25 protein-coding genes are annotated in these 25,748 nt (G+C 45.8%); 10 read left to right on the top strand and 15 right to left on the bottom strand.

The features are described 5' to 3' along the window. Positions 1-118: 118 nt before the first annotated feature. Positions 119-1,708 carry a peptide chain release factor 3 gene (locus B9T20_RS04975; RefSeq protein WP_094490082.1) on the top strand — a complete coding sequence of 530 codons (1,590 nt, stop codon included), beginning with the start codon at positions 119-121 and terminating at the stop codon, positions 1,706-1,708. A 50-nt stretch (positions 1,709-1,758) separates the two neighbouring features. Here the strand turns inward: B9T20_RS04975 and B9T20_RS04970 are convergent, their stop codons facing one another. The 4 genes from B9T20_RS04970 to B9T20_RS04950 all read right to left on the bottom strand — a co-directional run bounded on the left by B9T20_RS04970 (position 1,759) and on the right by B9T20_RS04950 (position 6,075). Next, positions 1,759-2,457, bottom strand: a complete 699-nt coding sequence (locus B9T20_RS04970) for a VIT family protein (protein ID WP_094490081.1) — start codon at positions 2,455-2,457, stop codon at positions 1,759-1,761. A 31-nt stretch (positions 2,458-2,488) separates the two neighbouring features. Beyond that, positions 2,489-4,378, bottom strand: coding sequence for a DUF2207 domain-containing protein (locus B9T20_RS04965; protein WP_233491598.1), 1,890 nt, complete (start codon positions 4,376-4,378; stop codon positions 2,489-2,491). Between the two features lie 117 nt (positions 4,379-4,495). Beyond that, entirely contained in the window at positions 4,496-5,422 is a 927-nt protein-coding gene (locus B9T20_RS04955) for a c-type cytochrome (RefSeq protein ID WP_094490078.1), read from the bottom strand. 2 nt (positions 5,423-5,424) lie between these two features. Further along, a complete protein-coding gene (locus B9T20_RS04950; RefSeq protein ID WP_094490077.1) occupies positions 5,425-6,075 on the bottom strand; it encodes a cytochrome c in 651 nt (216 codons plus the stop codon). 56 nt (positions 6,076-6,131) lie between these two features. Between B9T20_RS04950 and B9T20_RS04945 the strand changes: the two genes are divergently transcribed. Further along, a complete protein-coding gene (locus tag B9T20_RS04945; RefSeq protein ID WP_094490076.1) occupies positions 6,132-6,362 on the top strand; it encodes a hypothetical protein in 231 nt (76 codons plus the stop codon). Here the strand turns inward: B9T20_RS04945 and B9T20_RS04940 are convergent. Together B9T20_RS04940 and B9T20_RS04935 are read right to left on the bottom strand one after the other, a co-directional pair. Next, complete coding sequence (locus tag B9T20_RS04940) at positions 6,351-8,846, bottom strand: ABC transporter permease (RefSeq protein WP_094490075.1); 2,496 nt, start codon at positions 8,844-8,846, stop codon at positions 6,351-6,353. The two genes, B9T20_RS04945 and B9T20_RS04940, sit on opposite strands and share 12 nt — an antisense overlap. Further along, a complete protein-coding gene (locus tag B9T20_RS04935; protein WP_094490074.1) occupies positions 8,839-9,525 on the bottom strand; it encodes an ABC transporter ATP-binding protein in 687 nt (228 codons plus the stop codon). The genes B9T20_RS04940 and B9T20_RS04935 overlap by 8 nt, the downstream gene beginning before the upstream one ends. Positions 9,526-9,581: 56 nt before the next feature. Between B9T20_RS04935 and B9T20_RS04930 the strand changes: the two genes are divergently transcribed. Further along, positions 9,582-10,196 carry an arylesterase gene (locus B9T20_RS04930; protein WP_094490073.1) on the top strand — a complete coding sequence of 205 codons (615 nt, stop codon included), beginning with the start codon at positions 9,582-9,584 and terminating at the stop codon, positions 10,194-10,196. On the opposite strand, the gene B9T20_RS04925 is transcribed toward B9T20_RS04930, so the two are convergent. Together B9T20_RS04925 and B9T20_RS04920 are read right to left on the bottom strand one after the other, a co-directional pair. Beyond that, on the bottom strand, positions 10,177-11,793 hold the full coding sequence (locus B9T20_RS04925; protein ID WP_233491596.1) for an FAD/NAD(P)-binding protein: 1,617 nt from the start codon (positions 11,791-11,793) through the stop codon (positions 10,177-10,179). The two genes, B9T20_RS04930 and B9T20_RS04925, sit on opposite strands and share 20 nt — an antisense overlap. After that, on the bottom strand, positions 11,790-13,307 hold the full coding sequence (locus B9T20_RS04920; protein WP_094490071.1) for a polyamine aminopropyltransferase: 1,518 nt from the start codon (positions 13,305-13,307) through the stop codon (positions 11,790-11,792). Before B9T20_RS04920 ends, B9T20_RS04925 begins: the two co-directional genes overlap by 4 nt. 98 nt (positions 13,308-13,405) lie before the next feature. On the opposite strand from B9T20_RS04920, the gene B9T20_RS04915 reads away from it, so the two are divergent. From B9T20_RS04915 to speD, 5 genes are read left to right on the top strand one after another with little or no spacing between them, the layout of a single operon-like run. Then, a complete protein-coding gene (locus tag B9T20_RS04915; RefSeq protein ID WP_063455217.1) occupies positions 13,406-13,804 on the top strand; it encodes a DUF350 domain-containing protein in 399 nt (132 codons plus the stop codon). A 25-nt stretch (positions 13,805-13,829) separates the two neighbouring features. Next, positions 13,830-14,834 carry an SPFH domain-containing protein gene (locus tag B9T20_RS04910; RefSeq protein ID WP_094490070.1) on the top strand — a complete coding sequence of 335 codons (1,005 nt, stop codon included), beginning with the start codon at positions 13,830-13,832 and terminating at the stop codon, positions 14,832-14,834. A gap of 6 nt (positions 14,835-14,840) precedes the next feature. Further along, complete coding sequence (locus B9T20_RS04905; protein WP_094490069.1) at positions 14,841-16,382, top strand: DUF4178 domain-containing protein; 1,542 nt, start codon at positions 14,841-14,843, stop codon at positions 16,380-16,382. A 6-nt stretch (positions 16,383-16,388) separates the two neighbouring features. Continuing rightward, positions 16,389-16,526 carry a hypothetical protein gene (locus B9T20_RS10180; RefSeq protein WP_018121677.1) on the top strand — a complete coding sequence of 46 codons (138 nt, stop codon included), beginning with the start codon at positions 16,389-16,391 and terminating at the stop codon, positions 16,524-16,526. Then, positions 16,526-16,885, top strand: a complete 360-nt coding sequence (gene speD, locus B9T20_RS04900) for an adenosylmethionine decarboxylase (RefSeq protein ID WP_094490068.1) — start codon at positions 16,526-16,528, stop codon at positions 16,883-16,885. The genes B9T20_RS10180 and speD overlap by 1 nt, the downstream gene beginning before the upstream one ends. Here the strand turns inward: speD and pcnB are convergent. The 6 genes from pcnB to B9T20_RS04870 form a co-directional block, all read right to left on the bottom strand. After that, positions 16,873-18,099 carry a polynucleotide adenylyltransferase PcnB gene (pcnB, locus tag B9T20_RS04895; protein ID WP_094490067.1) on the bottom strand — a complete coding sequence of 409 codons (1,227 nt, stop codon included), beginning with the start codon at positions 18,097-18,099 and terminating at the stop codon, positions 16,873-16,875. The genes speD and pcnB overlap by 13 nt on opposite strands. 75 nt (positions 18,100-18,174) lie before the next feature. After that, complete coding sequence (gene rpsI / locus B9T20_RS04890) at positions 18,175-18,567, bottom strand: 30S ribosomal protein S9 (protein ID WP_094490066.1); 393 nt, start codon at positions 18,565-18,567, stop codon at positions 18,175-18,177. A 17-nt stretch (positions 18,568-18,584) separates the two neighbouring features. Beyond that, a complete protein-coding gene (gene rplM / locus B9T20_RS04885) occupies positions 18,585-19,013 on the bottom strand; it encodes a 50S ribosomal protein L13 (RefSeq protein WP_008316395.1) in 429 nt (142 codons plus the stop codon). A 180-nt stretch (positions 19,014-19,193) separates the two neighbouring features. Further along, positions 19,194-20,864 carry a glycerol-3-phosphate dehydrogenase/oxidase gene (locus B9T20_RS04880; protein ID WP_094490065.1) on the bottom strand — a complete coding sequence of 557 codons (1,671 nt, stop codon included), beginning with the start codon at positions 20,862-20,864 and terminating at the stop codon, positions 19,194-19,196. Positions 20,865-20,874: 10 nt separating this feature from the next. After that, a complete protein-coding gene (gene glpK / locus B9T20_RS04875) occupies positions 20,875-22,374 on the bottom strand; it encodes a glycerol kinase GlpK (protein ID WP_094490064.1) in 1,500 nt (499 codons plus the stop codon). A 17-nt stretch (positions 22,375-22,391) separates the two neighbouring features. After that, positions 22,392-23,222 carry an MIP/aquaporin family protein gene (locus B9T20_RS04870; protein WP_094490063.1) on the bottom strand — a complete coding sequence of 277 codons (831 nt, stop codon included), beginning with the start codon at positions 23,220-23,222 and terminating at the stop codon, positions 22,392-22,394. A gap of 166 nt (positions 23,223-23,388) precedes the next feature. Here B9T20_RS04870 and B9T20_RS04865 point away from each other — a divergent pair, with 166 nt between their 5' ends. Then, positions 23,389-24,222, top strand: a complete 834-nt coding sequence (locus B9T20_RS04865) for an alpha/beta hydrolase (RefSeq protein ID WP_094490062.1) — start codon at positions 23,389-23,391, stop codon at positions 24,220-24,222. 14 nt (positions 24,223-24,236) lie between these two features. Continuing rightward, complete coding sequence (locus B9T20_RS04860) at positions 24,237-24,629, top strand: YchJ family protein (protein WP_081600431.1); 393 nt, start codon at positions 24,237-24,239, stop codon at positions 24,627-24,629. Here B9T20_RS04860 and B9T20_RS04855 read toward each other — a convergent pair whose 3' ends face one another. After that, a complete protein-coding gene (locus B9T20_RS04855) occupies positions 24,630-25,478 on the bottom strand; it encodes a DNA ligase (protein WP_094490061.1) in 849 nt (282 codons plus the stop codon). Positions 25,479-25,748 lie beyond the last annotated feature (270 nt).

Raw genomic sequence — 25,748 nt, 5'->3', positions numbered from 1 at the left:
AGTTTAATGGATCGGTGCGCTCAGTTTACTATAAATCCATATTTTTATTTGCCATCAATGGCGACAAATCATGTAAAATGGTTAGTTTATCGAATTTTTAATTAGGCAACAGACATTTATGGCAGGAATGATTCAAGAGATGCAGCGCAGACGCACGTTTGCGATTATTGCTCACCCTGACGCAGGTAAAACGACAATGACCGAAAAGCTCCTTCTATTTGGGGGTGCAATCAGCTTAGCAGGCACGGTTAAAGGTCGTAAGGCAGCGCGTCATGCAACATCTGACTGGATGGAGCTTGAAAAACAACGCGGGATTTCCATCACATCATCTGTGATGCAGTTTCCGTATAAAGACAAAATGATCAACTTGCTCGATACACCGGGGCATGAAGACTTCTCTGAAGATACGTATCGCACACTCACAGCGGTGGATTCTGCCTTAATGGTGATCGACTGTGCAAAAGGTGTTGAAGAGCGAACCATTAAACTCATGGAAGTTTGCCGTCTGCGCGATACGCCCATCATGACTTTCATCAACAAATTAGATCGCGAAGGTAAAGATCCGATTGATCTATTGGATGAAGTGGAAAATGTTTTAAAAATCCAATGCGCGCCCATCACGTGGCCAATTGGCATGGGTAAAGAACTCAAAGGCGTGTACCACTTAATTGATGATTACGTGGCGCTTTATGAAGTGCATAAAGATGGTAAAAAACATGACAGCCGCATCATTCAAGGATTAGACAATCCTGAGTTAGATGAAGTGCTCGGCGCTAAAGCCGATGAATTCCGTGAGGAGTTAGAATTGGTGCGCGGTGCAAGTAATGAGTTTAATTTAGAGGATTATTTGGCCGGTCAATTAACACCCGTGTACTTTGGTTCTGCCGTGACGAACTTTGGTGTGCAAGAGATGCTCGATGGCTTTGTAAAAATCGCCCCGCCACCCAAAGGCCACGCCACCACAACGCGTGTTGTGGATCCCTCAGAAGAGAAATTCACAGGCTTTGTGTTCAAAATCCAAGCAAACATGGATCCAAAACACCGTGACCGCATCGCCTTTATGCGTATTTGCTCTGGTAAATATTCACCGGGCATGTCTGCACGCCATGCACGCATCAATAAAAACATCAAAATTCCAGATGCTTTGACGTTTATGGCCTCAGAGCGTGAGCACTTAACAGAAGCTTATGCAGGCGACATCATCGGCATTCACAACCATGGCACCATCCGCATCGGTGATACCTTTACAGAAGGCGAGGATTTGGTATTCACCGGCATTCCTGACTTTGCACCTGAATTGTTCCGCCGTGCGCGTCTTCGTGATCCACTGAAAATGAAGCAGCTTCAAAAAGGTTTAGAAGAGCTCTGTGAAGAAGGGGCAACCCAGCTCTTTAAACCACTCAACAGCAATGATCTCATCATTGGTGCTGTGGGCATTTTGCAATTTGACGTTGTCATGCATCGCCTTAAAACTGACTACAATGTAGACTGTATCTTTGAAGCAGTGAATGTATCGACTGCGCGCTGGGTCTCTTGTAAAGATGGCAAAACATTCGAAAACTTCATCAATAAATGCTATGACAACTTAGCCATTGACCATTCTGGTGAATATGTTTACATTGCGCCCACACGCGTGAATTTAACACTCGCGCAAGAGCGCCATCCGGACATTAAATTTACAGCTACGCGTGAGCATGGCGTCAATTAATCCAGACATCAAAAATCCCTCATCTGAGGGATTTTTTTTGCACCGATCATTTAAATGTGTGCAAACTGCCCCAATCCATATGTGACCAACATCGTCAGCATACCCACAATCACATTACGCACCAAGGCTTTTAAACGCGGTGCGCCACCTAATGCGGCACTGACATAACCGGTTAATGCAAGCGCCACAGAAACCACCGCAAATGTGCCCACAATTTTAATGTGTGACGGCAATAAAAAAATAAAGATTAACGGAATCACCGCACCAAGCGTAAAAGAAAACATCGATGAGATCGCGGCATTCCATGGGCTTACATAATCACCGAGCGTAATGTTTGCGCTGGTTTTTAATTTGACACCCAATGGATTGACCTTCATCAACTCATGAGCCACCTCAGTAGCCAACGCATGACTCAAACCTTTGTCTTCATAATATTGCACAAGCTCCGCTGATTCTCCTTGAAAGTCATCGGCCAAACGTTGACGCTCTTTCACCTCTTCTGCTTGCTCCACATCTTTTTGCGTACTCACAGAGGCATATTCACCGCCCGCCATGGATAAAGCCCCTGCCAATAATCCTGCAATGCCTGCCACCAAAATGGTCATGATGTTATTCGTTGCACTCGCCACTCCAATCACGAGCCCCGCCGTTGAGATGATGCCATCATTCGCGCCGAGTACGCCTGCCCGTAAAATGTTTAAACGATTTTCAATCGCCCCTTGATGCTTTTGATCTTTCTTCTTTTTCATAGGACCCTTATCTTATCATTGTCATCGATCACTAACGGCCACTGCCGCCACCGCCACCAGAGCCGCCGCCAGCTGATCCACCGCCGCCCGAACCGGATGAACCGCCGCCACTGTTGTTTGAACCACCTAAGCCATGATCATTATCATGATGATGCAGCGGCGCATGGGATAAATTGGCTTGATTTGCAGCGGCAAAAAATGTGGCACTGCTCATGTTACCATCCGCATCATTGTGCGGATAGAGCATTTGATAACGCGTCAACCAATATTCATCGGCGCTGAGCAAAATGGCATGCGGCAAATAGTGCTCAAATAGATCTGGCGTTAAATTAAAACTGGATGGATGACGATCCATCAAAAAACGTTGAAACCCTTTCACAGCGTTTGCTGCCTCCGCATATTGTGGGCGCAGCACATAACGGCGCTCATAAATGGATAACAGCATCATCATGATGAGCACAACCGGGATCAACACACATAGATACATCAAAATAAACTCAGCATCCGTTAAAGGCTTTGGCAGCCAATCTTCTTGCGTTGCATAAAGTGGTAAGCCGCCAAAAATCGCCCCAAAGCCACATAAAATCCATGAGGCTTGCTCATCGTCATCCTTTTGGTCACGCATTAAAAAATCCATGATCACAGGGCGAATCAATTTCACCGCTGCAATTGCCATAAAGATCAAGCTCATGAAAATCTCTAGCTGCAAATACAGTGTTGCCAATGCCATCACACCGGCAATGATGGCAAGGCCAAAACCCACATAGAGCTTCATTTTCGGCGCATAAAAATAGTCAAAGCCATGAATCAAATGGCCGCGCAAACTTTGAATCGCGCCGCGCAATCCCTTGATGTCTTGATCCTGCCAATCGCGAAGCAATTGTTGCTCTGCTGCCTCTAAATGCCCATGAATATTTGCTGCCGGTTGACGTTCAATGTTGCCATATTCATCCAACGTCACGGCGCCTTTTTGATGAAGATCCACAAGCAATGCCAATGCCGCACGATCCAACGGCGGATCAATAGGATCATTGCCCAAATAAAACATCTCTTCTAACGTCAATCCATCGGGCGGTGCGTAGCGCATGTTGTCATCTTGCTGTCCTCGCCACATTTTTAACAGTAAACGACCACCCACAAACCAAACGCTCATAAGCACCAGTAAAATCAAAAACACCACATTCACAGGTTGCATAAAGCTTGGTAGATAATGCAATGCGCGCGCCATGATTAAATCTGTCCAATCTGGCTCCACACCATGAATGATGCCTGCGGTAAAGCCTGTGGCAATCGTCAAACCTTCGTGCGGCTTTAATGGCACAGGCACAGAAAAATTGATTTCATGCGGTGAAATCACCTTAACATCCGCCGCTTTTTTGCTGCCAAGACTGCCATAATAACCGGCCGATTGAATCTCCGACACAGAACGCGGCAAATACAAGGTTGCGCTCGCATGCGTGATGGGCAGCGTCCACTGTTGCCCGATAACATTTAGGTAAAGCTCATCATAATCTTTGAGGCTACGCACATGGTGATCACTGCGCCACTCAATCACAAACGTATGTTTGCCTTTTGGTAAATAGTGGCTCGGATCATCAATGGCGGCACCCGTTAAAATCCGCACGCCACCTTCATACGGCTCAAGGGTATAAGGTTCAGAGCGCCCATCACGCAATACATGGCGCACTTTGACCGGCGTTTCAACGGGTTTTTGCAACAGCTGAAAGCCTGTAGGGATGTCCCGCACGATGCCGCGGCGCACCTCTTCATGATCTGTCTCAATCGTGATGGTCTCTTTGACATCAATGTTGCCCTTATTCGTTAAATGCACGGCCACATGATAATTTTCAATGTGATCACCGTACGCCACAGCGAACAAACACAAGATCATTCCAACACTTTGCAAAATTTGTTTAATCACTCATCAACCTTTTTAACGCGCTCTATCATGAGCAATGATTATACAGTGCTCATCGCAAAGATAAAAAAATACCCCGATGATTTGCATCATCAGGGCATTGATCCATTGGCCTATGACTTATTCAATGCCTTGACCTAAAATTTTACCATTCACTTCCACACCATAGAGGTTCACACCATCATTGGCATGATATTTCTCTTTGGTTTTCTCAACAGAACCATCCACCAGACGCGGATCTTGTGGGCGCTCATGGCTATTCATGAAGGCAGCAACATCCCAAGCTTCTTGGTCTGTCAATGTATTGCCTTTACCCAATGGCATGTTCGCTTTAATGAAGGTCGCGGCAGTATTGATGCGGTGCATCCCTGCGCCCCAGTTGAAGGAATCTTTGCCCCAAAGTGGTGGAAACACATAGTTATCGCCAACTTTTTGGCCCATGCCATCGGCACCATGACAGAAGGAACAATTTTCTGCATACACTTTGGCACCATTTTCGATGCTGTAACCACCTTCTGGTTTTGGCACATCCGGATACGCACGACCTGGCAATGATTTACCTGTCGGTGCACCTTGCGCTAACCAGTAAGAATACGTGATGAGCGCTGTCATGGCATCGCTGTCTGCCGCAGGTGGCGTGCCATCCATACTGAATTGGAAGCAACCTTGAATGCGTTCTGCAAATGTATTCACTTTGTTATTTTTGCTGCGGTACGCAGGATACATAGGATATGCGCCCCACATTGGTGCAGCATTGGCTAAGCGGCCTTGATCCATGTGACAGTTCACACAGTTCATGCCATTGCCCACATATTCAGGCAATTGGTTTTTCGTATCCACGAAAATTGCATGCCCTTTTCTCACCATATCGCCAAAGGCATTGTCTGGGAGATCTTTTTCTGAAGGCGGCTTGTGATACTCTTGACCATCTGCAATCGCAGGCGCTTGTTTTAACTGGGATTGATCTTCCATTTTAATGGGATGATCCGCAAGTGCCACAGGAGAGATGAACGCTGCCGCTAAAGATGCCACTAATAGCTTTTTCATGATTATTTCTCCTCTTGTTGATCGGAAATGGTGGCGAAATATTCTGCCACTGCCTTCATTTCATCTTCTGTCAATGCACGTGCAATGTGTCCCATTAAATCATCTTGGTCATTGTGGCGCGTGCCATTTTGCCAAGCTTTTAATTGGTTGACGATGTACACAGAACTTTGATCGGCCAAACGTGGGAAAGATTCACCAACGCCCACGCCGCTTGGACCATGACAAGCCACACATTCAGGAACATTGCGGCTCCAATCCCCACGAAGTGCCAACCAGCTGCCTTCATCCGTTGGCGTTGCTGCGCGCGTAATCATCGGCACTTCTTTCACGTCAAAAGATTCCATGTATTCTGTCACTGAATCGATTTCATCATCACTCAATGCGCGTGCAATGGGATCCATGATCGGATGGCTGCGTGTGCCATCTCTAAAATCGTGCAGTTGTTTTGCCAAATAGTCGGCAGACATGCCGGTCACATTTGGATAACCTGCTGCTGGTAAGCCTAAACCTTGCGCGCCATGACACGTTGTACATGCCAAAGCTTGAGGTTTTTCCCCGCCTTTTGTGTAAACTGCTTCACCTTCATCCGCATGACCGATGAAAGGCAATAGCCCTAAAAGAGACAAAGCCCCGAACTTCTTAATATGTCTCATATGCCCTCCTCACTACCACTGTATAAAACTCAAGTGGTTAAGGATATCAAGTCTATATGGCAAAGAAAACAGAGCCGCAGCCGACTTCATACCTCATCGGTATGTTTTTGTGCGGTAAATGTACACATAAAATGATCTTAAGCAAACTTTGGCAAAAACATCAACGAATGGCAAAAGATCGCAATCCATCGCTTTGGATCACTTATTTTGCCATTGATGATGGTCAAAAAATTGATCCATTTAATCATTATCTATATTCGTCAAGTTTTAGGCATTTAACCCCGTAAAATGGTTAAGGGGGAGACTTGTGTCACCGATCGGGCACTCAGCATCCCCATTGCAGTGATCAGCATAGCACCCATCAAAGGCAATAGCCACAATCGAATGTGGGGCTGCCAGGATAAATCGAGTAAATAATGATAGAGCAAATAACTGATGAGCTCGCTGCCCAATACAGCCAATAAACCCGATAAGCCGCCCATTAACGCAAACTCAATCCCTTGGCTTTTTAACAAGACGCGCCGATTGGCGCCAAGCACTCGTAAAATCGCCCCTTGTTTTAAGCGCTCGGCCAATGTGGTTTGTAATCCCGCAAGGAGGACCACAATGCCGGCAGCAAGCACAAGCACCAAAATATATTCAATGGCCAAAGTCACTTGTTGCAAAATGTCATTGAGCTGCGTGATCAATGCTTGTAAATCCAATAGCGTCACGGTGGGAAAGCCTTTCATCACCTCAATTAAGGCACGCGTTTGCCCTTCTGGCCAATAAAAACTCGTTAAATAGGTCACCGGCGCATCCTTCATCGAATCTGGCGCGAAGATCACAAAAAAGTTGGGCTCAATGGTTTGCCAATCAATCGAGCGTAAACTTGTCACCGTATAATCTCGAGCTTGCCCTGCAATCACAAAGGTTAACGTATCATTGAGCATCACCCCCAATCCTTGGGCTAAATCCGCATCTAAAGAGACGCCATTGACCACGTCTATCGATGGCCACCATTGCCCGGCCACCACTTCATTGCCTTTTGGCAAATCTTCACCCCATGTGAGGTTTAAATCGCGGTCAATGGCATTTTTTGCGCGATCACTGACAAACTCTGTCGCTTTGACATTGTGCCCATTGACAGCCGTCAAACGCCCCATCACTACAGGATAAAATGGCGAAACATTACTGGCTTGTTCACCCAATGCCTTGGCAAAATCATCTTTTTGCAGCGGCGTAATGTTCAAGGCAAAATGGTTTGCCGCATCTTTTGGCAATTGTTCGCGCCAATCTTGCAGCAACTCACTTCTGAGCATTAACACCAAAGCCATCGTCATCAAAATGATGCCAAAGGCCACCATTTGCCCCATTGAGCGCATGGGATGGCGCAACATTTCGCCAAGCGCCATTCGCCAAATAAATGATGCCGACTGTAAGCTTTTTCTCAGTAAACGCACCACGCCATACAACACAAAGCCCAATACAAGCACCATGAGCAACGCGCCGCCCAATAGCGCCAATGTCAACATCAGGTTCAAGCTTAATTGCCACATGATGAGAAACAGCACAGCAATCGCCAAACCATAGACCACAAAATTTTTAAACGGGACGGGGACGGCATCTTCACGCAATACGCGAATGGGCGGCGTGCGCCCAAGTGCCGCCAGCGGCGGTAATGCAAAGCCCAGCAGCACAATCAATCCTGTGCTCATGCCAGAAATTGCCGGTAAAAGACCGCCTGCAGGCAAATCCCCTTTAATCACATTCGACAATAGCGCCAACAATCCCCATTGCACGCCATAACCGAACACAGCGCCGATGATTGCGCCCATGATGCCCAAATATATGAGCATCATGCCATATAGGGCAAGAACGGCATTTTTTGGCATGCCAAGGGCGCGCAATAAGGCGCTGTCATCATAGCGACGGGCTGCAAACTGATTGGCCGCTAAGGCAATGGCAACGCTCGACAACAAAATGCCCACCAAACTTGCCAAATTCAGATACGTTTGTGCGCGAGACAATGCACCATTGATCTGCTCATTGCCATCTTTAGGCGTCAATAAGCTTTGATGCGGTGCAAGCGTAGGTGACAGCGCTTGATGAAGGCGATCGATGGCATCGGCATCACCTGCCCACAGATCGCGATGCGTCACGCGGCTACCAGGCTGCACTGCGCCGGTTGCAGCCAAATCATCGATGTTCATCAAACCAAATGGATTTAAACTATAAAAGCCGCCGGCACGATCGGGCACATCCACTAAGATGTTGCTGATCCGTAGGGGCAACTGACCAATCTCGATCGTTTGCCCAAGCGTCAAATTGAGCGCATAGAGTAAACGATTTTCCACCCAAATTTCACCGCGCGCTGGTCCTTTGGCAACAGCAATGGGTTCTAACGACGCTGTAGATTCAATGGTCAGCGCGCCCCGAAGTGGATAATGGGGATCAGCCGCTTTAATGCTCACAAGCTGCATCTGATCATCATTGAACACAACGGTTGAAAAATTCACAGTGTGCGCATGGCTCAGCCCTTCTGTGTTTAAGGCAAGTTGCACATCCGTTAACGGCATTGAGCCGCGCACCACAAGATCAGCGGCTAAAAACTCACCGGCGCGCGCATTCATTGATCCTTGTAAGCGTGATCCAAAGTAACCAATCGCCGTGCTGATGGTGACTGTTAACATTAACGCAATCCACAATATGCGAAGTTCGCCTGCTTTGAATTCACGCCATAATTGACGCCAAGCCAAACGGCTCAATTCGCTCAAACCCATTTTATGCATGATCAAATTCCTCGTGGACTAAGCGCCCGGCTTCGATCTGTATCCGGTGTCCGCACCGCTCAGCTAAGCGCGCTTCATGGGTCACTAAAATCAAGGTGGTGCCAAGGGAATCATTGAGCTCAAACAAGAGCTCTATGATGGATTCACCGGTGTTAGAATCTAAATTGCCAGTGGGCTCATCGGCAAATAATATGGCAGGCTCAGCGGCAAAGGCTCTGGCAATCGCTACGCGCTGCTGCTCACCGCCGGATAACTGCTTAGGATAATGATTCAGTCGCGCTTTAAGCCCCACACGCTCTAATAACGCTGTTGCCTTTGCACGCGCATCTTTTTGTCCCTTTAATTCTAAAGGCAACATTACATTTTCAAGCGCCGTCAGCGAATCTAATAACTGAAAAGATTGAAACACAAAGCCCACATGCTGTGCACGAAGGGCGGCGCGCTCATCTTCATTAAGGGTTTGCAGCTCAAAACCGGCGAGCGTAATTGATCCTGTGCTGACGGTGTCTAAACCTGCCAATAATCCAAGCAATGTGGATTTACCAGAGCCTGAACTCCCGACAATCGCCAAGCTCTCGCCTTGCTGCACATGAAACGTAATGTCTTGTAAAATGGTGAGGGGCTCTGTGGTTTGTACGGTTTTACCCACGTTTACTGCATCTAAAATGATATGCGTCATATGGTATCCATGATCATGTTATATTGCCCCATCATAACATTTAGACGGAGATTATCATGCAATCTATCCTAAGACTCTGTTTCATTCTTTTATTGTTCATCCCTGTTCAGGCGCGTACCCTATTGATTGTTGGCGACAGCATCAGTGCGGCGTTTGGCATGCAGCCAGAAGAAGGTTATGTGGCGCAGTTACACAATCGTTTGACCGAAAAAGGTTACGATTACACCGTCATCAATGCTTCGATTTCAGGGGATACCACCAGCAATGGTCTCTCGCGCCTGCCTCATTTACTCAGCACGCATCAACCGGACATCACCGTGATTGAACTTGGCGGCAATGATGGTTTACGCGCAACGCCGCCTAAGCAAATTGCAGACAATCTCACGCAAATGGTGCGCATAGCCAAAACCGCCGGCAGCGATGTGGTGCTTGTGGGCATTCAGTTGCCACCCAATTATGGGCAAGCGTATCTCAAGCGCTTTTTAGCCATTTATCCTGACATTGCCGCGGCGGAAAATATTGCCCTGCTCCCTTCGATTGTGGCAGAGGCTGGCGGCAATCCTGAACTGATGCAAAATGATGGCATCCATCCGAATGCCAAAGCACAGCCGTTATTGATGAAAGCCATGTACAAGGTGCTTCTGCCGCTTCTTAAGAAGGATGCGCCATAATTTTCTGTGCCGCCACAACGCCCCACCAGCAAGCTTCTTCAAAAATAGAGTAACTCGATAAATCACTGTGGGCAAAGAGTAAACGCGAATCATGGGCACGTAAATTTAATAAGCCTTGATTGTGCAAAAATCCTGGTCGTGGGCTTGCCATGGCATGCCCGTGCACAGTGAGATCAATGTGTTCAATGCGATGGCTGAACTCTTTGCCATACAATTCTGATAAATCCTCTGCTGCCAATGCAATCAACTCATCTTCAGGCGCATTGAGCAGCCATTGACGCATCACATCCGGCGTTGCTTCCGATAAAACGCGATAACTGGTGAACACGGTTTTTTCTGGCATCGCCACATAAATGTGCTGATGCGTGCTGTTCACATAACCGAGTGTTGGACCTTGATAAACCACATTGTCCCACGCTAAGCGCTCAGAAGTATGCTCTTTAGGAAAGCCCTTTAACACAAAATTGCCAATGATCCATGGTGCATAAATGGGCAAATGTTTTGCAGCATCAAAGCCATATGCTGCCATATTTTTAACCATACGAGAGGCCATATACAAAGGCGCGGCACAAATCACATGGCGCGCTTTGATGCGATATCGCTGCCCATTTTGCACATAATCGACCATGACATCATCATCCCGCTCTTCAATGGCAATGGCACTGCCCGCCATGGCATAACGATACACATCCGGCAATTTTTGTGGCAATTGCGTTACAGTCTCAATATCAATCCACGCGCGCATTTTATCCACCAATGTGCCCAATCCACCATCCCATGTGAGCAGCTGATTGTGATCATCACGGTGCGTACGCGCTGCAAAATATTGCAAACCTGCCCATGCAGAGACCGCCTCAATCCCTTGTCCATAATCATCTAAGCAGCAATAATTGAGATACCACAATAAACTTTCTGAACGATAATTTTGCATCTCAAGCCACGTGGCAAACGTGATTTGATCCAACACTGTAAAAGCTTCATCTTGTGATGATTGCGCCACAGGAATCACAAATGCGCGCTTGCCATCGCTGCCAATGCTCTGTTTAAGAATTTGAATGTGCTGAAAGAATCGGCGGCCATCTTCATCTAACGTTGGCAATAATTCAGGCTGCCATTGATGATCTCGCCATAAGCGCTCAGCTGGTGCATGCACCGTTGCCATTTCATCGTATTGCCCATCTTTGAGTAAGCCTAAATCCTTCAATAAGGCCTTGACATGGACGGATTCTGTGGTGGGCTCAGCCAAATAATGGGCGCCGGTTGGAAAACTCATCCCGTCATATTGTCCGCTTGCACTGTTGCCACTCATTTCAGGACCATTGAGGATCACAAAATTACGCTGCCCTTTTTTTAATTGCCATGCCGCAGAGATCGCCGCAACGCCGCTGCCCACAATCAATGTCTCTAACATGAGTGGCAACTCAATGACGGCACCATCGATGGCATCGCGAATGGCGTGGCCTTCTGCCATGCCAGCATATCGCACATTTATCGTAGGTGTTTTTGGCATCACTTTAAAATAGGTATAACCGCCAATGCCAATGGTGGCTGCCAAACCCAAACCATTGACCATCAACTCTCGCCGACTCCACTTCATTGGCTGATCGCCTTACGCCAATCTTCCTCAAAATACTTCACGAGGATTTGTGTATTGAGGTGATTGGGCTCAACATTCGTGCGTAGCGGCATGTCCTTTGGGAAATTGAACATTTGCGCGGTGGTGATCTCATCTAAATAGCGCGTAGGGATTTGAAATGACGTGGGCACATGAAATGCATCCTCACGGCTCGCTAAAATATAACCCCATTCCCCAAACGATGGCACATATGCATGATATGGCAAAGTATATAAATTCGCCGCTTTCAACGTGGCATTGATGCTGCCATAAGCATTCGGTGCAAAATAGGGCGAGGTCGATTGCACCACCATCATGCCTTTTGGGGCCAAATGCTGCGCCACTAAACGATACATGGGCACTGAATAGAGCTTACCGAGGGAAAAGTTCGAAGGATCCGGCAGATCAATGATGATCACATCGAACAATTGTGTGGATTGCTCAAGCCACTTTGCAGCATCTTGATTGATGATGGTGACTTTTGGATCATTGAGCGCATTGTCATTTAAGCGCGTTAATTCCGCTGAGGTGCGAAAAAGCTCTGTCATTTTCGGATCTAAATCCACCAAGGTGATGCGCTCAACTTTTGGGTATTTTAAAACATCGCGCGTGGCCAACCCATCGCCGCCCCCTAAAATGAGAATGTTTTGAGCATTGGGCACATTTTCCATCACCGGCAATACCAGCGCTTCATGGTAACGGGCTTCATCAAGTGAAGAAAATTGCAGATTGCCATTGATAAAAAGGCGCACATCATCTTTATATTTAGTGAGCACAAGGCGCTGATATGGCGAATTGTATTGATACACAATCGGATCCCCAAAATAGTGCTGCTCTGCCTTTTCTGTCCAATCATTGGCAAAGAAAAATGCAGTGAGCAAAATCAGCAATACCGCATGACCGCGCCATTTGAGGCTTTGATAATTGGGCAGTTCTGCCCTAAACACGCGGCTGGTTAAAATGGCCACCAACACATTTAAAATGCCAAAGAGCAAAGCACTTCTTGCCATGCCAAGCTTTGGCGCGAGCACCAAAGGAAACAGGAGCGACACCGCAAGCGCCCCAAGATAATCAAAGGTCAACACTTTACTGACAAGCTCTTTAAAATCTGTTTTGTATTGATTCATCACACGCATCACCAATGGAATTTCCATCCCCACAATGATGCCAATGACCAACACAAATGAGTACACGATCACCCGAAAGGGCGATGAGGACAAGCCAAACAAAATAAAGAGCAATAAAGCACACACGCCGCCAATGAGCCCCACCAACAATTCAATTTCAATGAAGCGATGCAAGGCATCCTCATCTTTAATGTAGCGGGTTAAATGGGCGCCGATGCCCATCGCAAAGAGATAGCCGCCGATGATGGTGGAAAACTGCAAAATAGAATCACCGAGCAAGTAACTGGCCAGTGCTGCAATAATCAGCTCATAGGCAAGTCCACAACTGGCCACCACAAAGACAGAAATGATCAAGGTACGATTAAACATTATGATTTTTAAGATGATCGTGAAAGAGCCTGTGATCTTAGCATGAAATGGTGTAACATTCTGCCATTACTATACCAAATCTTATGAAGGGTTCTTGCATGAATGAACTGGTTACTCAATACGTTTTATATTTACAATACATTGGCATTGCCATCGTCATGACCGTCGTTTTTGGCTTCATTTATCTCAAACTCACGCCCTTAAAAGAGATCAAGCTCATCAAAGAGGGCAACATTGCGTGTGCCATCTCCTTTGGTGGTGCGCTCATTGGCTTTTGTTTAACCATCACCTCAAGCATGAGCACCACTTTAACCTTAGTGGGCTTTTTGATTTGGTCATTGCTCGCCACCATCATTCAGTTATTGGTCTATTTTGTGGCCACGCGCATCGTGAAAAATGCCAGCATCAAATTGGCGAACAATAACATTGCTGTGGGGATTTTATTTGGCGCATTTTCCATCTCAATTGGCTTAATCAATGCGGCGGCATTGAGTTAATTCACCGATCATTTAAGGAGTTTACATGGGCTTAGGACGTTTTATTAGAAAGCAATTCATCGATGTCATCCAGTGGCCAGAACCAGATCCTGCCCTATTGATGTGGCAATTTCCAGTGGATGATCAAGAGATTCAAAATGGTGCTTCCCTCATTGTGCGTGAGTCACAAGTGGCGCTCTTTGTCAATAAAGGCAGATTAGCCGATGCATTTCCTGCAGGCTCTTATCAGCTCACCACCAATAACTTGCCAATTTTGACGAATCTACAAAATTGGAGTCGCTTTTTTGAATCGCCCTTTAAGTCAGATGTTTACTTTTTCAACACCAAGCAACAAATGGCGCGCGGTTGGGGTACAGCACAGCCGATCACCATTCGTGACAATGAATTTGGTTTAGTCTCCATCCGAAGCTTTGGCACTTATAGTTATCGCATTGTGGATGTGAAAAAATTCTTCACAGAGATTACAGGCATCACCGATGCTTTTTATGCCCATCAACTCGATGATCAATTGCGCAATGTGTGTGTCACTACGCTCTCCTCAATCCTCGGCAATAAAAATATCCCCTTCATTGACATGGCGGCGAATCTCTCTGCTCTTTCAAAACTCATTGAAGAGGCGCTACAAGCAAACTTTACCGCCCTTGGCCTACAATTGGAGGGCTTTTTGATTGAAAGCATCACATTGCCACCTGCTCTACAAAAAACATTGGATGAACGCATTTCCATGGGCATCATTGGCGATCTTTCTAAATATATGCAATATCAAATGGCTTCAAGTATTCCATTGGCCGCGCAAAATGAAGGCGGCGCCGCTGGCGTTGGTATGAGCATGGGTGCAGGGCTTTCCATGGGGCAAATGATGGCAGAAGCCATGAGCGCACCGAAAAGTGCACCACAAACAAACGCCGCACCTAGCAATCCTCATACCGCTAAGCTCAGCCAGCTCAATGAATTGTTGCAGCAAGGCTTAATCACTGCTGAAGATTATGAAAAAGCCAAAGCGGAAGTGTTAAAACAACTGATCGGATAATCATTCATGGCCATTGTCTTCTCTGCTGCATGCCCAAGTTGTGGCGGGCAAGTTTCCATTCACTCAAAAACCGCAGTGATGGCAGCCTGCCCTTATTGCCAATCAAATTTGATCCTAGGCGATCAAGGCTTAACGTTATCGGGCGTGCATTCGGCGATTTTAGAAGACTTCAGCGCCATTCAGATTGGCGCGCGCGGCACCATCAAAAATCAATCCTTTGCCGTCATTGGGCGCTTACAAGTGCAATATCAAGGCGGCACATGGAATGAATGGTACATTCAATTAAGCGATGGCAGAACCGGCTGGCTCTCGGACAGCAATGGCCATTATGTTTACTTAGAATCTGTTGAGATTCCGAGCAATCATCGTTTGCCAGATTTTGAGGATGTCTCTGTGGGCTCCGTGATCCGCGTCACGCAAGCTTCTGACATTTTTTATGCCTGTGACATTCGCACCGCTCACATCCTCAAAAGTGCTGTGCAAGGCGAATTGCCTTTCATACCGAAGCAAAATGAAGTGATTCGCGTGGTTGATGCCCGCACCACACATCAATTTTTAACCCTTGATTACAAAGCTGATCACATTGAGCTTTTTATGGGGCATGCGGTGGATTTCACCAAACTCAATTGGCAAAATCTTCGCACTGAGCGAGAGATGCAAGAGAGCAGCGGCAAAATCAAAGGTTCCACAGAAGAGAGTAAATGCCCAAATTGTGGTGGCACTGTACAATGGCTCAATGGCGTGGCCGAACACATCAACTGTCGTTATTGTGGCTCTGAGCTGACGATTGATGACAACATCGCCAAAATCATCAAAGCCCACAACATCCGCAATCTACAAGCCAAACGGATGGCACTACAAATTGGGCAAACCGCGAACATCAATGGGCAAACATGGACCGTGATCGGCATGATGAGCCAAACAGAACTCGATGGCGATGCCACAGAGCTCTATGTGCAAAATAAAATGAAAAAGGAGTTCATTCCCTTTACACATGATGAATGGCATGAATACCTACTCTTCTCCTTCCCGGATCAATTCATGTGGTTGGTGCAAAGCTCGGATGATGATTGGGCGATGGCCAAAACAGAAAATACATGGCCAAAACTCAATACACGCCTGCAACCCTTAACACCATCAGGTCGCACGCTAGATAAACTCTACACTTATGGCGGCGCGGTACAATATGCGGTGGGCGCGTTTTATTATCAAGTGAGCCCACAAGACACCACTTTTTATGCCGATTATGGCACAGAGCACAATAAAATTTCACTAGAGATGACGCCCGATGAAATGAGTTTTAGCAGCGCACGCAAACTATCGAATGCCACATTAGAGAGTTGGTTTAAAGCCTCCGGCGGTGTACAAAAGCTAAAATTACCGAAAAACACGGGCACTCACAGCAATCGAGAGAATATTCGCAACACGTTATTGGCCATCTTTGGGGTGCTCAACATCCCCATATTTTTCAGCAGCCCTTTTCAATTTTTCATCTCGATCTTCATTGTGATGATTTTACTCAATGCCATTGACCGAGATGAGGATTAATTCATTATGAAAACTTTATATTTTTGGTATGGCGTGATCATCATCATTGTGGCCACCTTGATTAACTATGGCACCGTCAGCAGTAGCCGCAGCTATTCATCGGGCGGATTTAGTACCTATTCCACCGGCAGTTGGCACAAATAATGACAACACATTCTCCCCATGGACAACATGCCATTTTAGATCTATACGGCGTGATGGCCGATGATTTGATGGATGCGGTGATGATTGAGGCCGCGCTCCTTAATGCAGCGCAAATCCTCAATGCCACCGTTTTACAGTGCCACATGCATACGTTTGGTGAAGGGATGGGCGTTACAGGCGTTTTACTCCTCGCTGAATCCCACATGAGCATTCACACATGGCCAGAAGCCGGCTATTGCGCCATTGATATTTTTATGTGCGGGCGCATTCAGCTCAATGATGCCATTGAGGCACTGCTGCATGCCTTTGCCCCAACCCATCATCAATTGCATATTTTACAGCGCGGTCATTCTGGTTGATGGCTGTCCCAAGCTTTTTGCCAAAAGTTGGCATGTTCTACAATGTCTGCAGATTCAAAGGCATCTTTACGCAGCAATAGAAAATCAAAGGCCGCTTTAAAGCGCGGATGGTGCAAAATTTTATTGACACCGCCACGATTTTTACGGGCTTTGACATGAGTTAAGCGAAATTGGAATTTCCATAAATCTGTCATCTGCGCGCTGATACGCTTAGGAATCATTGTGAACTCTTGCTGCTTACGAATGATCTTATCAGCAGCAATCGTACTCGCTTCATTCGGCGCAATGTCATCGGCGAGCAACACATGATATTCATCTAAAAATGGTTCCCACAATAATGCAGAATAGAGAAAATATGTGGAAGCGCCAAAGCCATCATTGATGCGATTGTCCGAGTTGTGTAACGCCGCGATCAATAAATGATCCTCAGGGTTGCCAAGCTCGATCAATGCACGCTCAGTTTGCGGGAAAATCTGGCTGAATAAATGATAATGACGCAAACGTAAATACACACGATGGCCATAACCGTTGAGCATGAGTTTGACCACTTCATCAAACATGCGCGCGGCGGACACCGTTTGTAATAAATAGCCCATGTCATTGATGGCATCAATAAGGGTTTCTGGCATCAGAAAGCCAAGCTTGACCTCAAAGCGCACCGCACGCAACATTCGCACAGGATCTTCGCGAAAACGCTTGGCAGGATCACCAATTAAATTTAACTGCCCCTTTAATAGATCCTCATAACCATTAGTGAAATCAATCACTTCATTACGAATGGGATCATAATAGAGCGCATTGATGGTGAAATCGCGGCGCACAGCATCATCCTCGATAGTGCCATACACATTGTCTCGAATTAAAAAACCATCATCGCCCACTTTGCGATCTTTGTGTTCTTCGTCATCATCTGAATTGGCACGAAAAGTGGCCACTTCAATGATCTCGCGCCCAAATAAAATGTGCGCTAAACGAAATCGTCTGCCCACAAGGCGACAATTTCTAAATAATCTTTTGATTTGTTCTGGGTGTGCATTGGTGGCAATATCAAAATCTTTGGGGGATTTTTTCAACAAAATATCGCGCACAGCACCGCCAACGATGTAGGCTTCGTAGCCTGCATCCACTAATGTTTGGACCACGGACAAAGCTTGCTTTGAAATAAAACGCTTCGTCAATCCATGTTCTTGCGCTGTATATATTTTTTTATTCACACTGAAGACTAATAATAAGAAAGCCTTTCTGCAATAGAAAGGCTTGTAAATTGTACAACTTTGGTAATAAAACGATTAACGTTTTGAGAACTGAGTTGCGCGACGTGCTTTGCGTAAGCCAACTTTTTTACGTTCAACTTCACGCGCGTCACGAGTTACATAACCTGCTTTACGCAATGGAGAACGGTTCACTTCATCATACTCAATCAATGCACGAGTTAAACCGTGACGGATTGCGCCTGATTGACCTGTTTGACCGCCACCGACAACAGTAACGTAAACGTCAAACTGTTCAGTTGCATCTAACAATTCAAGTGGCTGACGTACAACCATGCAAGCTGTTTTACGGCCGAAATATTCGTCTAATGGCTTGCCATTGACAACGATATTGCCTGTGCCTTTACGTAAGAAAACGCGAGCTGCTGAGGTCTTTCTACGACCTGTACCATAATTTTGGTTCACTGCCATGATTTATCTTCCTTAAATTAAATGTCTAAAACTTTAGGTTGCTGTGCAGCATGAGTATGTTCAGGACCAACAAAGATCTTGAGTTTACGGAACATATCTCTACCTAAAACGTTTTTCGGCAACATCCCTTTAACAGCGAATTCTAAAACGCGCTCAGGGTTATTTTCTAACATTTTTTCCAAAGAAGTTTGTTTTAAATGTCCGACATAACCTGTGTGCTTGTAATAAATTTTTTGTTTCATTTTATTACCAGTCACACGTACTTTTTCAGCATTCACAACAACAATATAATCACCAGTATCAACGTGAGGTGTATATTCTGCTTTATGTTTGCCACGTAAACGCTTAGCAATTTCAGCTGCTAAACGACCAAGTGTTTTACCTTCTGCATCGATCACATACCATTCACGAACAACGTCAGCAGGTTTTGCACTAAATGTTTTCATTGAAAACTCCAAATAAAAATTAATCTCTAACTAAAAGTTATCTTCTAATATCTTTAGGATGAAAGAACCGAAGTTCTCATCCCGTTCACCCCAAAGCCTTTCTGAAAGACAACCACCGTTAGGGGTCGCTGGTAAACGATCGCAACATTTTACTGTAATTGAGGGATTTTTCAAGCCCTATTACACCTTTTGCGCGGGAAACTCTGTGGCATTGTTCATGGCAATGGCAAGTTCATCACGCATGCGCGCCTCTGTTTGGGCATCCCAGGCAAAGAAATCTTTCATGTACGCAATGACCCCTTCTTGCTCTTTAATCGCTTCATTGATGTTAAAGAAGAGATGACCGGTGCGACGAATGATGAAATCGCACGGCGTCATCACGCCTTCATGGTTCAATGCATACCACAAACGCAATTGCGTCAAACGGCTCAATGCATCTGTATCTTCAAGTGGATGAGCTTTGAACTCATCGAGCATCACATCGGAGTTTGTGCCATAAAATTGGGCTAAAAACGCGCCTTCTGATTGTGTTAAGCCAGCCTCTTCTGCTTTTTTCGCCTGAGATTGAATAAAGGCTTGGAAATGGCTTGAGCCGCCCACATCACCCCCAGAAATGGGTTGGTTTTTGGTCATGCAAGGCTTGAAGTTTAAACCATAATCTTTTTGCAATAACTCAGCCACTTTATCCACAATCTCTTCAGCCATGTGGCGATAACCGGTTAATTTACCCCCAGCAATGGTGAGCAAACCTGTGTCTGATTCCCAAATTTCATCTTTACGTGAAATTTCAGACGGATTCTTGCCCTCTTCCCAAATCAACGGACGAATGCCCGCCCAAGACGATTCCACTTTATCCTTCGTCAGTTGCACCGTCGGGAACATATAATTGACGGCATTGATGATGTAATCACGATCCTCTGCCGTGGCCACAGGATGCACTTTATCGGCTTCATAGACTGTATCTGTGGTGCCAATGTAGGTTTTACCATTTCTTGGCACTGCAAAAATCATGCGTTTATCTTTTTCTGTGTCAAAGTAAACCGCTTGTTTTAATGGAAAATGGGCTTGATCCACCACCAAGTGAATCCCTTTGGTTAAGCGTAAATGCTTATTGTTGGGCTTTGATTTATCCTTTTTACGGTTTTCATCCACCCAAGGACCCGTCGCATTGACCACTTTTTTTGCGCGGATGGGAAATGTTTCACCGCTCATCAAATCTTCGATCATCATGCCGTTGACTTGATCTTTTTGATTGTAGGTAAATTCCACACCTTTGGCATAGTTAATGACTGTTGCCCCCAATTCCACCGCTTTTTTCATCACTTCGATGGTCAAACGCGCATCATCTGTACGATATTCCACATAGTAACCTGCGCCCACTAAACCCTCTTGCTTCACAAGCGGGGCTTTTTGGATGGTTTGTGCGCGATTTAACATGGACTTTTGCTCATCCTTTTTAACGCCAGCCAATAAGTCATACACACGTAAACCAATTGACGTGGACAACGGACCAAAAGTGCCGCCTTTATGCATGGGCAAGAGCATCCATTCTGGCGTTGTCACATGCGGTCCATTTTCATAGACCACCGCACGTTCACGGCCTGAATGCATCACAACACCAATTTGGAGCTGTTTTAAATAACGCAAACCGCCATGAATCAATTTAGTTGAACGGCTGCTTGTGCCGGCGGCAAAATCTTGCATCTCCACCAACGCAACTTTCATACCGCGTTTTGTAGCATCTAAAGCAATTCCCGCACCAGTGATTCCGCCGCCGATGACTAAAACGTCAAATGAATCGCTGCGCAGTTTTTGAATGGTTTCTGGGCGATTTTTACCTGAAAATGACATGAATTGCTCCTTATAAATCTGGTTTAAATGCTTGTGTTGCATGAATTGCGCACTGCCAACCATGATACAACTTCTTGCGGTCATTGTCGGACATTGTTGGGGTGTATTTTTGATCAAGGGACCAGTTTTGCTCAATTTCTGCCTGTGATTCCCAATAACCCACAGCCAATCCTGCCAAATACGCGGCACCCAATGCTGTGGTTTCGCTGATTTGTGGGCGATCGACTTCCACGCCTAAAATGTCACTTTGAAATTGCATGAGGAAATTATTCATGGATGCACCGCCATCGACACGCAATTTGGCCAATGATAAGCCTGAATCTTTTTCCATCGCATGTAAAACATCACACGCTTGATAAGCAATTGCTTCTAATGTTGCGCGAATGAAATGCTCTTTTTGTGTGCCACGCGTTAAGCCAAAGACCGCGCCGCGCGCCTCTGAATCCCAATACGGCGTGCCAAGCCCCACAAATGCTGGCACCACATAAACGCCTTCAGCGGAGGCAATGCGGCTGGCATAATCTTCTGACAAATGAGCATGCTGAAACATGCGCAATCCATCACGCAGCCATTGAATGGCTGAACCTGCCACAAAGATGGAGCCTTCCAGTGCATATTGCACTTTACCATCGATGCCCCAAGCCAACGTCGTCAATAAGCCGCTGTCGGATTTTACCTGTTTTTCACCGGTATTCATCAACATAAAGCAACCGGTGCCATAAGTGCTTTTTGCCATGCCTTCAGAAAAACACGCTTGACCAAACAGTGCCGCTTGTTGATCGCCTGCTGCACCTGAAATCGTCACTTGATGCCCAAAGAAATGTTGCGGTGCAGTTGTGCCATACACCTCTGAGGATGAACACACTTTTGGCAACATGTTGCGCGGGATGTTTAAAATTTCTAATAACTCATCATCCCACTGTAAATCATAAATGTTGTACATGAGCGTGCGACTGGCATTAGAATAATCCGTCACATGGGCTTGACCGCCCGTTAACTTCCAAATGAGCCACGTGTCGATGGTACCAAATAATAATTCGCCTTTTTCAGCGCGGCTTCTTGCCCCTTCCACTCGATCTAAAATCCAAGACACTTTTGTGCCAGAGAAATAAGGATCTAACAATAAGCCTGTTTTCTCTTTAAACAGTGGTTCATGCCCTGCTGCTTTTAAAGATTGACAGATTTTATCCGTTTGGCGTGATTGCCAAACCAATGCATTGTAAATGGGTAATCCTGTGGCTTTGTCCCAAACCACAGTGGTTTCACGCTGATTGGTGATCCCGATGGTGGCGATCTGTTCAGGGGTGATGCTGTTTTCTGCCATCACTTCTGTGACAACGGACAACACAGAGGCCCAAATTTCTGTCGGGTCATGCTCAACCCAACCTGGCTGAGGGAAAATTTGGTGGAACTCTTTTTGTGCCACACCCTTAATGTTTCCCGATTTATCAAAGACAATGGCACGCGTACTGGTGGTGCCTTGATCAATTGCCATCACAAATTTTTGCATACTAACTCCTGTTGTTCCTAAAATTTTTGAGTTTTTTCGGCTTGCTTGCGCTGAGCAAAACGCAATAAATAGACAAGCGCAATGCCGCCTAATGCCAACCACACAAGGCTGCCTAAAAAGCTCATGGTATTGTCCGCCCCTTCGCGGTACAACACACCATATAAAGCAGCGCCAATCACCGTGCCCACCAAAGGACCGAGCACGGGGATAAAGGCATACCGCCAGTTTGAATCTGTTTTGCCGGCAATCGGTAAAATTGCATGCATTAAACGTGGGCCAAAATCACGGGCAGGATTGATGGCATAACCTGTTGTTCCACCTAAACTTAAACCAATGGCCATGATTAAAAAGCCCACCACTACTGGTAATAAGCCACCGGTAAACTCATTGATGCCAATGAATAAAATCGCAAACATCAAAATCGCAGTACCGATCACCTCGCTCATGACGTTATCACGATAGCTTTCAATCGCAGGTGACGTACAAAAAATGTCTCGCTTAGCAGCGGCATTATCCGTCACAGCAAAATGTGGTTTAAAATGTAACCACACAAGGAATGCACCCAGCATCGCACCCAAAATTTGCGCAATGACATAACCGATCACATGCACCCATGGAAATTTATTGGCAATCGCAAGTCCAAGGGTCACCGCAGGGTTAAAATGCCCACCGCTGTATTGTCCAACAGCATAAATGGCAAGCATCACCGCAAAGCCCCAGCCCATCGTGATGACAATCCAACCGCCACCGGCAGCTTTTGAACGATTGAGCACCACATTGGCCACAACGCCACCGCCAAAAAGAATCATAATCGCGGTTCCAATAAATTCTGCAATATAACTCGGCATATGCACTCCTTATAAGATATATTTATCAACATCATAAACGATACTTATAACATGAAGTGGCAAAAATTCCGGTGCTTTTTTTATTCATTGACTGACTTCTGGTAAATAATTTGTCATCTTGCAGCAGCATTACTACAATGTGAATCTTTGAGTATAGGACGCTTGCATGAGATTTGTTTATGATACCTTGTATGGTGTGCCATTGACCGCGCAATTTTTACCGGCTAAAGATTTAACGCGCGGCAGTACAATCATCTATCTTCATGGCGGCGGATTGATTTTAGGGGATAAAGAAGATTTGCCACAAACCTATCGTGAGCAACTGAATAATGCTGGCCATCATCTATTATTACTGGATTATCCCTTAGCGCCAGAGGCAGATTTAACCCTCATTCATGCAACGCTTGCCCAAGCGCTTGACTGGTTTTTGGAGCATTATCAAGATGATTTGAAGCTTTCATCGCCCGATTATTATCTCTTTGGGCGCTCAGCCGGTGCATATTTAGCGCTGTTATTGTCCCATAAATGCCCATCGATGCACCAAAAAGGCATCATCAGTTTTTATGGTTTCAGCGATTTACGCTTGCCCGAATTATCTGAGCCCAATGCCTATTATCAATCTTTTCCTGTACCAAAACGTTCTTTGCCAGAATTATCAGAAACAGTGTTGGTCAGCGCTTGTGTTCAATCCCGTTATCCGCTCTATATTCATTATCGTCAAACTGGCACATGGCTCAATGCCTTCTTAAAACAACCGCAATTAAGGGCGCAATATTCTCTATCAACCGATGATCTCGCCCATTTGCCCCGCACCTTCATCACTGCAAGCACCATAGATAAAGATGTGCCCTTTAGTGCCTCAGAACATTTAGCGGCGCACATTCTTGATGCCACCTTTCATCCGGTTGAAAATCAATATCATGATTTTGACCGTGATGAGAATAATCCCATCGCCAAAGAGGTGTATGCACATCTCATCGATTGGCTAATCCTTTCATAACTCTAGGACACACCATGCATGCAACACCTTGCCCCTGTCAATCTAAACTGACCTATGCCAAATGCTGCCTCCCTTTCCATGATGGCAGTGATTACCCTACGGATGCCGAAACCCTAATGCGCAGCCGCTATAGCGCTTATGTCTTCAATTTATGGGATTATTTAACATTGACTTGGCATTCTAGTACTTGCCCAACGGATTTTGAAGGTTCTGAAGTGATTCAATGGCTAGGACTTAAAGTGATCAAGAGTTATCACGATGATGCTTTGAATGAAGCGTTTGTGGAGTTTGTGGCACGTTATAAAGACCCTGCGAATCATGGGCGTGCCGATAAAATTCATGAACTCAGCCGCTTTGTCCATGAACATGAACGTTTGGTGTACATCGATGGCATTTTCTTAAAATAGTTACTCCATCGCACTGTTACGAACTCGCTTAAAACGGGCAAATCTTGGTTTGCCATGCTTTGTCCAACCATTGTGAACAAATGCGATCGTTGTGCCAATCGCTGGCGGATGCGCTCTAAGTTCATCCGTCAATCCTGAACCCACATAAATTTCTGATCCATCACTCAATTGAACGCGCAGTGATCCAACCAGCCCGGCATATTTACCTTTGCCTGGCTTATAACCCACCACCACACCTTTTCCTTCATCGTAGGGTTTGACCTTCAACAGATGATTAACGCGCCCGGCACCATAAAAAGCATCTTGATGATGCAGCATCAAACCCTCCCCACCATGAGCCACCACTTCGTTTAAGCGCTGCATTAATGCATCTTTTGTGGGAATGATCTCTTGAGGAATCATTTTGACATGTGGCGCATTGAGCGAAGGAATGTATTCACGCATTTTAGCCACGCGCTCATGAAATGGCGCCTGCATTGCAGGCAGATCAAAAATCATATATTGAATGTCACGCCAGCCTTCAGGATTAGATGTGCCATTTAAAACACTGGCCAGTTCATCAAAACGGCCACGCCCCATCCATAATTCGCCATCTAAGGGTTCTGTGCCCAATGCTTCAGTGAACCAATCAGGCGCTTGATAGGCATAGCCAGTTTTACTTTTCAGGGTTTTACCATCCCAATATCCACGAAAACCATCGAGTTTTTCGCTAAGATAATAATGGCTCAGATCAATGTCCATGTCTGACTGATAATATTGCCCATGCTGCAAAGGCTGCCCTGCCAATGTCATGTTGCTCAGTAAAATATAGATGCCCAATAAAAAACTTAAAGAGATTGATCGATTCATCAATAGTGCTCCAGCATTCTGATGGATATGATCATAACGATAATTTTAAGGCTGGAAAATTAATAATTTTTATCTTAGATTCAGCATGCTTTAACCCACACTCTTCAAACTAGACCATCGGATGATGGTTATTTTTTTTAGACAAATGAAAAAGCCCTCTTCGCTTGAAGAGGGCTATTCATGTTAGGCCCTGGAGATGACCTACTTTCACATGGGGAGGCCCCACACTATCATCGGCGCAGCTACGTTTCACTTCTGAGTTCGGAATGG

The organism is Wohlfahrtiimonas sp. G9077 (assembly GCF_002252155.1).
Taxonomy (GTDB): Bacteria; Pseudomonadota; Gammaproteobacteria; order Cardiobacteriales; family Wohlfahrtiimonadaceae; genus Wohlfahrtiimonas.
This window is presented reverse-complemented; position numbering and strand designations above follow the sequence as displayed.

Coding starts and splice junctions, on each gene's coding strand:
- B9T20_RS04905 (WP_094490069.1), top strand. CDS start 14,841: ATGGCCATTGTCTTCTCTGCTGCATGCCCAAGTTGTGGCGGGCAAGTT.
- B9T20_RS04925 (WP_233491596.1), bottom strand. CDS start 11,793: ATGAAGTGGAGTCGGCGAGAGTTGATGGTCAATGGTTTGGGTTTGGCA.
- B9T20_RS04930 (WP_094490073.1), top strand. CDS start 9,582: ATGCAATCTATCCTAAGACTCTGTTTCATTCTTTTATTGTTCATCCCT.
- B9T20_RS04865 (WP_094490062.1), top strand. CDS start 23,389: ATGAGATTTGTTTATGATACCTTGTATGGTGTGCCATTGACCGCGCAA.
- B9T20_RS04910 (WP_094490070.1), top strand. CDS start 13,830: ATGGGCTTAGGACGTTTTATTAGAAAGCAATTCATCGATGTCATCCAG.
- B9T20_RS04915 (WP_063455217.1), top strand. CDS start 13,406: ATGAATGAACTGGTTACTCAATACGTTTTATATTTACAATACATTGGC.
- B9T20_RS04855 (WP_094490061.1), bottom strand. CDS start 25,478: ATGAATCGATCAATCTCTTTAAGTTTTTTATTGGGCATCTATATTTTA.
- B9T20_RS04970 (WP_094490081.1), bottom strand. CDS start 2,457: ATGAAAAAGAAGAAAGATCAAAAGCATCAAGGGGCGATTGAAAATCGT.
- B9T20_RS04935 (WP_094490074.1), bottom strand. CDS start 9,525: ATGACGCATATCATTTTAGATGCAGTAAACGTGGGTAAAACCGTACAA.
- B9T20_RS04950 (WP_094490077.1), bottom strand. CDS start 6,075: ATGAGACATATTAAGAAGTTCGGGGCTTTGTCTCTTTTAGGGCTATTG.
- rplM (WP_008316395.1), bottom strand. CDS start 19,013: ATGAAAACATTTAGTGCAAAACCTGCTGACGTTGTTCGTGAATGGTAT.
- rpsI (WP_094490066.1), bottom strand. CDS start 18,567: ATGGCAGTGAACCAAAATTATGGTACAGGTCGTAGAAAGACCTCAGCA.
- B9T20_RS04975 (WP_094490082.1), top strand. CDS start 119: ATGGCAGGAATGATTCAAGAGATGCAGCGCAGACGCACGTTTGCGATT.
- B9T20_RS04860 (WP_081600431.1), top strand. CDS start 24,237: ATGCATGCAACACCTTGCCCCTGTCAATCTAAACTGACCTATGCCAAA.
- glpK (WP_094490064.1), bottom strand. CDS start 22,374: ATGCAAAAATTTGTGATGGCAATTGATCAAGGCACCACCAGTACGCGT.
- B9T20_RS04880 (WP_094490065.1), bottom strand. CDS start 20,864: ATGTCATTTTCAGGTAAAAATCGCCCAGAAACCATTCAAAAACTGCGC.
- speD (WP_094490068.1), top strand. CDS start 16,526: ATGACAACACATTCTCCCCATGGACAACATGCCATTTTAGATCTATAC.
- B9T20_RS04955 (WP_094490078.1), bottom strand. CDS start 5,422: ATGAAAAAGCTATTAGTGGCATCTTTAGCGGCAGCGTTCATCTCTCCT.
- B9T20_RS04920 (WP_094490071.1), bottom strand. CDS start 13,307: ATGTTTAATCGTACCTTGATCATTTCTGTCTTTGTGGTGGCCAGTTGT.
- B9T20_RS04945 (WP_094490076.1), top strand. CDS start 6,132: ATGGCAAAGAAAACAGAGCCGCAGCCGACTTCATACCTCATCGGTATG.
- B9T20_RS10180 (WP_018121677.1), top strand. CDS start 16,389: ATGAAAACTTTATATTTTTGGTATGGCGTGATCATCATCATTGTGGCC.
- B9T20_RS04940 (WP_094490075.1), bottom strand. CDS start 8,846: ATGCATAAAATGGGTTTGAGCGAATTGAGCCGTTTGGCTTGGCGTCAA.
- B9T20_RS04870 (WP_094490063.1), bottom strand. CDS start 23,222: ATGCCGAGTTATATTGCAGAATTTATTGGAACCGCGATTATGATTCTT.